Here is a 10,288-nt window from a genome sequence, read left to right as displayed (position 1 = left end):
GTGCGCGAACACGTCAGCTCCACCGTCGTCGGGGGAGATGAAGCCGAAGCCCTTCTCCGAGTTGAACCACTTAACCGTGCCCTGAGTCATGTACTGCCTTCTTGCTTGGGCTTACGCCGGCGCAGACGCGCCGACGATGCTAACGCTATCCGAGTCGACCCGCATCGCAACACCCCGGATGACAAGGTGACGAAAATGTTGCATCCGACATCAGGGGCCGGATCCGCCTCCGGAGCGGCCGGAGCGCCCGGGGCCGCAGCATGCACGCCCGGGAAATGGAGCGGGTCCCCACCGCGGGGGGAGCGATGGGGACCCAGGACGACCGGAGGGTGCGTCTGAAACCAGCATAACCCATGTTCGGGAGTTCTGTCCCCCAAAAGGGGGACAAAATCTGCGCAGCGGCGGTATCATCTCAGTACATCGGAATACTGGGGACGAAGCGGCCCCCCCGGGGGATCCATTGGGGACTGGATGCGCCGAGGGGGCCATTGCACGCACTGGCCGCCGGTCTCTGGGGAAGACCTTCCGCCCTCGCTGGGGACGTCGGGCGGGAGCAAGCCGTCTTCACGTGCGCGCGGTCCACACTAGGCGAGGCCGCGCGCCCCTGTCCAGGCCGCACGGGCGCGCCGATCGGAAAACGCTCTCAATCGGTCAGAGAGCGCCATTCCTCGGCGAGAAGCCCGTAATTCATGCCGTCCATCCACTCTCCGCTGCGGTGCAGCGCGGTGCGACGGCTGTGCTCTTCGCGCCGCATGCCCAGGCGCTCCATCATCCGCCACGACGGCTCGTTCGCCGCGAAGCAGCCGGCGCTGACCCGGCGCAGTCCGAGCTCGGTGAAGCAGGCGGCCATCACCGCGCGCACCGCCTCGGTCGCGTATCCCTTGCCCTGCTGCGCAGGATCCATGGCCCAGCCGAGCTCTGCCTGCACGCCCTCGGCCTGCGCGCGCACCTCCGTCTGCGCCCACCCATCCTCGACGCGCAGCATGATGTCGCCGATCACGCCGACACCGGGAAGCTCCACGAGCAGGGTGAGGGCGAGCCGCTCCGGATCCGTGAAGTGCGCGCGGAACGCCTCGGCGTCAGCGGGAGCCGTGCTGATCCACTGGCTCACCTCATCGAGGCGGCGGTAGCGCCACACTGCATCGGTGTCGGCCGGCGTGCTCGCGCGCACGATGAGCCGCTCTGTGCGAAGCGGCAGGGCGATCCGGTCCAGGGCGGGGGAGGTCATGCCTCCAGGCTAGAGTCCGGATCCGACATCAGGGCGCCGCGCACCTGGACGAGCCCGTCCAGGGCCTGCAGCAGGCGCGCGGCTCCGGGGCGATCCGGCGTGGTGCGGGTGTGCACCAGCACGTTCATCGCGGCGAGCACGAGCGAGACCGCGCGCATGGCCTCGTCGTGATCGGCGGCCCGTCGCTCGGCGAGCTCGATGAGCTGCTCGCGCACGGACCCCATCCACTGCGAGAACGCGGGCAGCAGCTCGGGCCGCCGCATGAGCAGCTGCTTGATGCGCTGGCGGTCCATTCCCTCGTCCATCGACGAGCCGACCACTTCGCAGAGCGCGGGCACGAGCTCGCCCCGGGCGCGCAGGAATCGCTCCACCACCTCGCCGCCCGCGCCCGACTCCGGCAGCTTGAGGGCCGCGGCGGCCTTGGAGGGGAAGTAGTTGAAGAAGGTGCGCGGCGAGACGTCGACCGCCTCGCAGATCTGCTCGATGGTGGTACCGTCGAGCCCCTGCTCCTCGACCAGGCGCAGCGCGGCCTCGTGCAGTGCCTGCCGGGTCTGCTGCTTCTTGCGCTCTCGCCGGCCCTCGCCGGCGGCGTTCGCGATGCTCATCTTCTTCTCCTCGTACGCGAAGCCGGGACGGGGCGTGCCCGCCCCGGCTGCATCGCTCAGGCGCTCTGGACCCTGATCGTACCGGTCTCGCTGACGCCGGCCTCATCGGCCTGCTCCTGCAGGGCCGAGCGGGTGCGCAGCGGCGGCGCCTTGAAGAACCAGCTCAGCACGAACGCGAGCATCAGCACGCCGAAGCCGACCCAATAGATGACGTCGATGGCCTGCGTGAAGCCGACCATGAACGGCTTGGTGAGCACGGGATCCGCGCCGTTCAGGAACGACGTGTCGCTGACCGAGCTGCTGGATCCGTTCGACGCCTTCGAGGTGCCCTTGTCGATCTCCTTGACGATGTTCGGCGCCAGCTGGTCGACCCAGTACGTGCGCTGATCCTTGTTCGACCAGTCCACGACGACCTTGCCGTCCTGCACCGTCGCGTGCGCCTTGTCGGCGACCGCCTGCAGGGCGGCGGCCTCGGCGGCCGGAGTCGCCTCGGCGACCTTCTGGTCGATCACGGTCTGCGCGGCGGCGGCCGGGACCTGTCCCGCGGCGACGGCCTGGTTCACGCCCTCGGTGACCTTCTGCGTCACGGCCTGGCCCGCCGCGGCCTTCGCCGCGGTCGCGCCCTTGTCGAGCTGCTCCTGGATGTTCTGCTCGAGCGGGCCCGTGATCGGCGTCCAGAGCTGCTTCATGACGGCCTTGTTCTGCTCCTTGCCCGCCACAGCGGGGTCCAGAGCCGCGTTCAGCGCGGCGGTCAGCGTCGGCTTGTCGGCCATGCTGTGCGTGATGTTCAGCGGCAGCAGCGTGAACAGGATCGAGAGCATGATCGCGGTGCCCAGCGTTCCGCCGATCTGGCGGAAGAAGGTCGCGGCACTCGTGGCGACGCCCATGTCGGGCGCGGCCACCGCGTTCTGGCTCGCCATGGTGAGCGACTGCATGAGCTGACCGAGTCCGAGACCCACCACGAACATGCCGATCATCATGAACCACACCGGGGTGCTGGACGAGACGAACGTGAGCAGCAGGAATCCCAGCGCGGTGGACAGCGTGCCGGTGCGCGGGAAGATGCCGTACTTCCCGGTGCGCGCCGTGATCTGGCCGGCGGCCATGGACGACGCCATGAGGCCGACGACCATCGGCAGCATCGCGAAGCCGGATTCGGTGGGGGTGAGGCCCGCGACGATCTGCATGTAGAGCGGGATGGTCATCATCGCGCCGAACATGCCGAAGCCGACGAGGACACCGATGACGGTCGCCATCGAGAACGTGTTCGAGTGGAACAGGCGGATCGGGATGATCGCGTCGTCCTTCATCGCGATCTCGATCAGCACGAACGCGATCGCGCCGAGGCCGCCGATCACGTAGCAGGCGATCGCGGCGAACGAGGACCAGCCCCACTCGCGACCCTGCTCGGCCACGAGCAGCAGCGGCACGAGGGCCACGATCACGGCCGTCGCACCCCACCAGTCGATGCGCGGGTTCTTGTGCGTGCCGACCTTGGGCAGGTGCAGGAATGCGATCACCATGCCGAGGGCGATGAGGCCGATCGGCAGGTTGATGAGGAACACCCAGCGCCATCCGGAGATCCAGAGGATCTCGTTCGCTCCGGCGAACAGGCCGCCGACCAGCGGGCCGATCAGCGAGGAGACGCCGAACACGGCGAAGAAGTAGCCCTGGTACTTGGCACGTTCGCGCGGGGCGAGGATGTCGGCCATGATCGCGAGCGGCAGCGACATCAGCGCGCCGGCGCCGATGCCCTGGAAGGCGCGGAAGCCGGCCAGCATCAGCATCGACGTCGAGAAGGTCGACAGCACGGATCCGAGGATGAACACGGTGATGCCGAAGATGAACAGCGGCCGGCGACCGAAGATGTCGCTGAGCTTGCCGTAGATCGGCACCGAGATCGTCGAGGTGATCAGGTACGCGGTGGTGACCCAGGCCTGCTGATCGAGGCCGTGCAGGTCGTCGCCGATCGTGCGGATCGCGGTTCCCACGATCGTCTGGTCGAGCGACGAGAGGAACATGCCGGCCATGAGGCCGTAGATGACGAGCAGGATCTGCCTGTGCGTCATGATCGGGGCGTTCTGCTTGCGCTCCGTGCGCGTCGCCCCTGTGGTTGCTGTCGCGGTGGACATGGAGTCCCTTTCGAATGGATCGAGGACGCCGTCGCCCGTCGTCGACACCCGTCGCTTTCGAGCGCCGACGTTGGCGGCAAGAATGTTGCAGCCCTGCAAGATTACACGAAAGGAAAGGTTGCGCAAACGCAGATTCGCTATGAGGTTGCTGGATCCGCACGGCGCACGAGATGGATTCCGCGGCTTCGAGGGGCTCGCGAGGAACCTTTTCCATCTCTCCGAGCGGATCCCCGTCCCTGCGGGATGGATATCGTCGCCCGACCCGCGCCGCGAGGAGCGTTTTCCGCCTTCAGCGCGCCCGCCGGGGAGACCCGAGTCCCGCACTCCGGCGGGGAGACCCGCGTCTCGCACTCCGCCGGGGAGACCCGAGTCCCGCACTCCGGCGGGGAGGCGGGCGCCGTCAGGCCGCGTCGCGCAGCAGGGCGCCGCGGGCGGCCACCAGGTCTTCCACGGCTTCGAGCAGGCGGGCGGCGCCCGGCCGCTCTCCGCCCGCGGTGCCGTCGTGGACGATCACGCTGAGCGCCGCCATGGTGAGGGCGACGGCGGCCATGGCCTCCGCGTCGTCCGCGCGCTCGCGGACCAGCGCGTAGTACTGCTCGCGGATGCCGCCCATCCACTGCGCGAAGGCGGGCATGAGCTCAGGGCGGCGCACGACCAGCGCCTTCATGCGCTTGCGCTGCTGCGCGTCGTCCATCGAGGCGCCGATCAGCTCGCAGAGCGCCGGCACGAGCTCGCCCTCGGCAGCGCGGAACGCCTCGGCGCCCTCGGGGGATATCCCGGTGTCCGGCAGGTCCAGGGCTGCCGCGGCCTTGGAGGGGAAGTAGTTGAAGAAGGTGCGCGGCGAGACGTCCACGGCCTCGCAGATCTGCTCGACCGTGGTGCCGTCGAGACCCTTCTCGTCGACCAGGCGGAGCGCGGCCTCGTGCAGAGCCTGCCGCGTCTGCTGCTTCTTGCGCTCGCGCCGGCCGCAGTTCTCCGCGTGCGGATCCGTCGCGGTCAGCGCCTCTGTGTTCGTCATCTCGCTCTCCTCGAGAGTCGGGGCGGGTCTCCCCGCCCCGACTCCGCTCAGGCCCTGTGGGTCCTGATGCTTCCGGTCTCGGTCATTCCGGCCTTGTCCGCCTGCTCCTGCAGCGCGGAACGGGCGCGCAGGGGCGGCACCTTGAAGAACCAGGTCAGCACGAACGCGAGCAGGATCACGCCGAAGCCGACCCAGTACAGCGTCACGAGGCCCTGGATGAAGCCGATCATGAACGGCTTGCTGAGCGCGGCGTCCGCCCCGGTCAGGAAGGAGGTGTCGTTCACCGCCGTCCCGGAGGAACCGGAGGCGTCGCTCTCCTTCTTCTTGAGCTGGTCCTGCAGGGTCGGGACCAGCTGGTCGACCCAGTAGGTGCGCTCATCGTGATCGGCCCAGTTCACCACGACCTTGTCGCCCTGAACGCCGGCGTGCGCCTTCTCGGCGACCGCCTTCAGCACCTGCTCATGGGCGGCGGCCTCGGCGGCCGGCGTCGCCTCGGCGACCTTCTGGGCGATCACGACGGGGGCGGCCTCTGCGGGCAGCTGCCCCGCGGCGACGGCCTGGTTCACGCCTTCGGTGACCTTCTGCGTCACGGCCTCGCCGGCCGCGGCCTTCGCCTTCGCGTCGGCCTCGGCCAGACCCTTGTCGAGCTGCTTCTGGACGTTCTCGGTCAGCGGACCGACGACGGCGCTCCACTGCTGCTTCATGATGGCCGCGTTCTCGGCCTTGGACGACGTCGCCGGATCCAGCGCGGCGTCGAGCGCGGCGGTCAGGTTGGCCTTGTCCTCGGTGGCGTGCACGATGTTGGCGGGCAGCATCGAGAAGAGCACGGAGAGCATGACCGCCGTGCCCAGCGTTCCGCCGATCTGGCGGAAGAACGTGGCGGCGCTCGACGCGACGCCCATCTCGTGCGGGTCGACCGAGTTCTGGCTCGCGAGCGTGAGCGGCTGCATGAGCTGACCGAGGCCCAGGCCCAGCACGAACATGCCGACGAAGATCTGCCACAGCGGGGTCTCGTAGCGGATGAGCGTGAGCGAGAAGAACCCGACCGCGGTGAAGAGCGTGCCGAGGACCGGGAAGATGCGGTACTTGCCGGTGCGCGCCGTGATCTGGCCAGAGGCCAGCGACGCGATCATGAGACCGACGATGAGCGGCAGCATCGACAGGCCGGACTCGGTCGGGTTCATGCCGACGACGATCTGCATGTAGAGCGGGATGGTCATCATCGCGCCGAACATCGCGAAGCCCACGAGGAAGCCCAGGACGGTGGCCATCGAGAAGGTGCCGGAGCGGAACAGCTTCAGCGGGATGATCGCGTCGCCCTTCATGAGCGCCTCGATCACGACGAACGCGACGAGGCCGACGCCGCCGATCACGTAGCAGGCGATGGAAGCGGCGGAGTCCCAGCCCCAGGTCCGGCCCTGCTCCACGACGATGAGCAGCGGCACGAGCGCCACGATCACGGCCGTCGCGCCCCACCAGTCGATACGGGGACCCTTGTGCTTGCCGACCTTGGGCAGGTGCAGGAACGTGATCACCATGAACAGGGCGAACAGGCCCAGCGGGATGTTGATGAGGAACACCCAGCGCCAGCCGTCGATCCACAGGATCTGGTTCGCGCCGGCGAACAGGCCGCCGACCAGCGGGCCGATCACGGTCGCGATGCCGAACACCGCGAAGAAGTAGCCCTGGTACTTGGCGCGCTCGCGCGGGGCGAGGATGTCGCCCATGATCGCGAGGGGCAGCGCCATGAGCGCGCCGGCGCCGATGCCCTGGAAGGCGCGGAAGGCGGCGAGCATCATCATCGAGGTCGAGAACGCCGAGAGCGTGGAGCCCAGGATGAAGATCACGATGCCGAGGATGAACAGCGGCCGGCGACCGAAGATGTCACTGAGCTTGCCGTAGATCGGCACGGCGATGGTCGACGTGATGAGGAACGCCGTCGTGACCCAGGCCTGCTGATCGAGGCCGTGCAGGTCGTCGCCGATCGTGCGGATCGCGGTGCCGAAGACGGTCTGCGCGAGCGACGACAGGAACATGCCGCTCATCAGGCCGTAGATCACCAGCATGATCTGCTTGTGCGTCATGATCGGCTTCGCAGCGGACGGGGCGGGCGCCTCGACCGTCGTGACGGTGTCGGTGGCGGTTGCCATAGAGGTCCTTCCAGGAGAACGGGGGATGGAGCGGTGCGGATCCCGCCCGCGGACTTCATCGATCGACGCGAGCGCCGACGCCGGCGCAAAACTTGCAACCCTGCAATGTTACACCCTTGCAAGCTTTCTCGCACGCACGGATTGGGATCCGCCTGGTGACAGTGTCGGAGGCATCCGTCACGATGGAGGCATGACGGACGGCTACGAGCCCGGCTTCCTCTCCACTCCTGTCCCGCTGCCGCGCCCGGAACGAGACGTGCGCGAGCTCGCGTATCCGCGCTTCACGGTGCTGCTCGACCCCGCCCGCAGGCTGGCCGCGGCGACGGGCGTGAACATCGACGGCACGACGCTGCGCGACCTGCCCCGCAGCGGCGAATGGCGGCTCGACCCCAGGGTCGGCGAGGACGAGCAGACCGGCCCCGCCGTGTACGCGCGCAACGACCTCGACCGCGGGCACCTGGTGCGCCGGCGCGACCCGGGGTGGGGAGAGGTCTCCGCGGCGCGCGCCGCGATGGAGGCCACCTTCGTCTACCCGAACGCCGCCCCGCAGGCGGCCCGCTTCAATCAGGGCCCCGAGCTCTGGCTCGGCCTCGAAGACCACGTGCTGACCTACGCCGAGGCGACCGCGCAGCGCATCTCCGTGTTCACCGCGCCGGTGCTCGCCGACGACGATCCGCCGTACCGCGGCATCCTGATCCCTCTGCGCTTCTGGAAGATCGCGGCCTGGAAGACGGCGGGCGCACTCGCGGCGGCCGGATTCGTCCTCGACCAGAGCGATCTCGTCGACACCAGGGACGGGCTGCTCGCCACCGCACCGCTCGGCGGGTTCCGCACCTTCCAGGTGCCCATCGCCGAGATCGCGGCGCTCTCCGGCGTCGACGTCGGACCCCTCGCGGCCGCCGATGCGCTGACGACCCGCGGGGTCCGCCCTGTCGAGTGGCGTCCGCTCCGCAGCGCCGACGACATCGTGCTCTGAACCGCGGCGGATCCTCGGCCGGATCCCCGCTCAGCCGGCGGGGAGGTGGTCGCAGTCCGGGGTCGGCGCCTTGCCGTCCCAGCGATCCAGGGTCCACTGCTCGAGCTGCGGGGTGAGCGGGGAGTCCGGTCCGACGAGCTCGACGTGCCCGAGCCCGGGGTAGGTGCGGTAGTCGACGGGGATCCCGGCCTCGCAGCGCGCCCTCACCCACTCGTCCTGGATCGCGGGCTTCACGAGCGGATCCGCCAGCCCCTGCGCGACCAGCACGGGCGCGGGGAACGGCCCGGTGGGCTCCTGCTCCTTGAGCTTGTCGCCGAACGGGCCATCGAGCAGCGCGTTCGGGAAGATCTGGTTCGGCACCTGGCTGCCGCGCAGGATCGCGGCGAGGCCGTCGTGCCCGTTGAAGCAGAGTCCGCCGATGCGCTCGACCGGCCCCGCGGATCCGGGGGTCAGGTTCTTCTCGACGTTCAGCTCGGGGAACACCTTGTCCCAGGTCGCGGCGATGTAGGCCGACACGGTCTTGCCCGCCGTCTCGGACTTGATCGCCTCGGCGAGCGCGTACAGGTTCGAGGCCGGCGCGAACGCCGCGACGCCCTTGACCGTGAACTCCGGAGCATAGGACGAGGCGATCTGGCCGGTCCAGAGCGAGCCCTGGCCGCCCTGCGAGTGGCCCCAGATCACGGTGTCGGTGGAGACGCGCACCTCCTTGAAGCCGAGCACGGCCTTCGACGCGTCCCACACGTTGCGGGCCTCCGCATCTCCCACAAGATAGGGATGCGGGCCCTTCGTGCCCAGGCCGATGTAGTCGGATGTGACGGCGACCCAGCCGTGCTCGGTCACCATGTCCGCCATCGCCGTGCCCGCGCCGTCCGCGAAGGGGGCGGCGCTCAGCGACGGCGCGCAGCCCGGCACCACGCCGACTGTGCCGTGCGAGACCGTGAGCAGCGGCAGCGGATCCGGCCCGGGATCCGCGGGCGCGAGCACCGTGCCGCTCGAGACGGCCGGCGACCCGTCGGGGTTCGTGGTCGTGTAGAGGATCCGCCAGGCCTTCGCCCCGGCGGGCACGCCCACGGTCATCGGTTCGGAGCGGATCAGCGTGCCGGGCTGGGACGGCACGGCGGCGGGCGGCGTGTAGAACGCGTCGGGCACCGGCAGGGGAGTGCCGCCGAGCAGCGCGCCGCTGCCTGCGGCGAGCGCGACCGCGAGCACGAGGGCGACGCTCGCCCCGATCGTGCGGAGCCAGCGCACCCACGGGCGGCGCGGGCGGGCGGGAGCGGGGGAGCGGCGCACGAATGCGCGCACGAGCAGCTGGAGCCCGATGAAGACGAACCACGCGCCGACGCCGAGCCGGAACACGACCAGGGTCAGCACCGGCCAGAACACGGTGATCGCGGCGACCGCGAGCGTCGCGACCGCCGCGATGATCCCCGTGATGCGCTGATCCGCGCCGGGGCGGAACGCACGCGCCGCGGTGGCCAGGGCGAACGCGATCAGCGCGATCGTGAGGAGCAGCGAGAGCAGGGGAGCACCCGTGACCGGCCACAGCGCCATGCCGGCCCCGAGCAGCACGAGCAGCCCCCCGAGCACGCGCGCGACGATCGCGGCGACCGGGCGGGACGCGGATCCGTGATCCTCGTCCTGCGCGCTGTCCTCGCCCGCAGTGAGGAGCACGGCGACGCCGGCCAGCAGTATTCCGATCCCGGTGACGAGCGCGATCGTCTGCACGGTCATCGACACGAGGAGGAAGAAGACGCCGACCGCGACGATCGCGAGCCCCAGCACGATGCGGATCGGTGCGCTCCACCGCGCGACCGTCGCGGACAGGCGGCGGAACGGTCCTGTCCGCGGCGCGGGAGTCTCCGGGGCGGCGTTCTTCGGCGCGGCGTTCTCGGGGGCGGGTGCGGACTCGTTCGGAACCACGGCGTCTCCTTCGGCTCGCGCCGCGGTCCGCGGCTGTCGCCAGATTAGCGGCGGGGAGGCGCCGCTCGATCGCCGCGCGGCTAGACTCGCGCTGTGAAGATCGGGATGGTGCCGGACGCGATGCGCGGCACGACATGGAAGGGCTGCCCGCCCGCCCCGTGATCCGCCTGTTCTCCTTCGCCCGATATGGGAGAGGAGGTGGATGCATGGACGATCAGCTTCCCCGCGTCGGTGACACGATCACCGCGACGGTCACGAA

General features: G+C 69.7%; 8 protein-coding genes. 1 reads left to right on the top strand and 7 read right to left on the bottom strand.

The window, feature by feature from the left end; genetic code table 11:
* The 6 genes from B7X32_RS13940 to B7X32_RS13915 form a co-directional block, all read right to left on the bottom strand.
* Window positions 1-90: cold shock domain-containing protein (locus B7X32_RS13940; RefSeq protein ID WP_292720728.1), on the bottom strand; the 90-nt coding region annotated here is incomplete at its 3' end.
* A 553-nt stretch (window positions 91-643) separates the two neighbouring features.
* Window positions 644-1,228, bottom strand: coding sequence for a GNAT family protein (locus tag B7X32_RS13935; RefSeq protein WP_292720722.1), 585 nt, complete (start codon window positions 1,226-1,228; stop codon window positions 644-646).
* Window positions 1,225-1,833: a TetR/AcrR family transcriptional regulator gene (locus tag B7X32_RS13930; RefSeq protein WP_292720720.1), complete on the bottom strand. Its 609-nt coding sequence runs from the start codon at window positions 1,831-1,833 to the stop codon at window positions 1,225-1,227. Before B7X32_RS13930 ends, B7X32_RS13935 begins: the two co-directional genes overlap by 4 nt.
* A gap of 56 nt (window positions 1,834-1,889) precedes the next feature.
* Window positions 1,890-3,965: an MDR family MFS transporter gene (locus B7X32_RS13925; RefSeq protein WP_292720717.1), complete on the bottom strand. Its 2,076-nt coding sequence runs from the start codon at window positions 3,963-3,965 to the stop codon at window positions 1,890-1,892.
* A gap of 400 nt (window positions 3,966-4,365) precedes the next feature.
* Complete coding sequence (locus B7X32_RS13920) at window positions 4,366-4,983, bottom strand: TetR family transcriptional regulator (RefSeq protein WP_292720715.1); 618 nt, start codon at window positions 4,981-4,983, stop codon at window positions 4,366-4,368.
* Between the two features lie 47 nt (window positions 4,984-5,030).
* Window positions 5,031-7,067 carry an MDR family MFS transporter gene (locus tag B7X32_RS13915; protein ID WP_292720725.1) on the bottom strand — a complete coding sequence of 679 codons (2,037 nt, stop codon included), beginning with the start codon at window positions 7,065-7,067 and terminating at the stop codon, window positions 5,031-5,033.
* A 256-nt stretch (window positions 7,068-7,323) separates the two neighbouring features.
* Between B7X32_RS13915 and B7X32_RS13910 the strand changes: the two genes are divergently transcribed.
* On the top strand, window positions 7,324-8,109 hold the full coding sequence (locus tag B7X32_RS13910) for a DNA/RNA non-specific endonuclease (RefSeq protein ID WP_292720712.1): 786 nt from the start codon (window positions 7,324-7,326) through the stop codon (window positions 8,107-8,109).
* Between the two features lie 30 nt (window positions 8,110-8,139).
* Here B7X32_RS13910 and B7X32_RS13905 read toward each other — a convergent pair whose 3' ends face one another.
* Window positions 8,140-10,029 carry a lipase family protein gene (locus B7X32_RS13905; RefSeq protein ID WP_292720709.1) on the bottom strand — a complete coding sequence of 630 codons (1,890 nt, stop codon included), beginning with the start codon at window positions 10,027-10,029 and terminating at the stop codon, window positions 8,140-8,142.
* Window positions 10,030-10,288 lie beyond the last annotated feature (259 nt).

It is taken from the genome of Microbacterium sp. 13-71-7, from assembly GCF_002257455.1.
Taxonomy (GTDB): domain Bacteria; phylum Actinomycetota; class Actinomycetes; order Actinomycetales; family Microbacteriaceae; genus Microbacterium.
Note: the sequence above shows the minus strand (reverse complement) of the source record. Positions and strands in the feature narration are given on the sequence as shown.

What these genes read in the sequence shown, in the direction of transcription:
- B7X32_RS13925 (WP_292720717.1), bottom strand. Translation starts at nt 3,965, where the DNA reads ATGTCCACCGCGACAGCAACCACAGGGGCGACGCGCACGGAGCGCAAG.
- B7X32_RS13935 (WP_292720722.1), bottom strand. Translation starts at nt 1,228, where the DNA reads ATGACCTCCCCCGCCCTGGACCGGATCGCCCTGCCGCTTCGCACAGAG.
- B7X32_RS13915 (WP_292720725.1), bottom strand. Translation starts at nt 7,067, where the DNA reads ATGACGCACAAGCAGATCATGCTGGTGATCTACGGCCTGATGAGCGGC.
- B7X32_RS13910 (WP_292720712.1), top strand. Translation starts at nt 7,324, where the DNA reads ATGACGGACGGCTACGAGCCCGGCTTCCTCTCCACTCCTGTCCCGCTG.
- B7X32_RS13930 (WP_292720720.1), bottom strand. Translation starts at nt 1,833, where the DNA reads ATGAGCATCGCGAACGCCGCCGGCGAGGGCCGGCGAGAGCGCAAGAAG.
- B7X32_RS13920 (WP_292720715.1), bottom strand. Translation starts at nt 4,983, where the DNA reads ATGACGAACACAGAGGCGCTGACCGCGACGGATCCGCACGCGGAGAAC.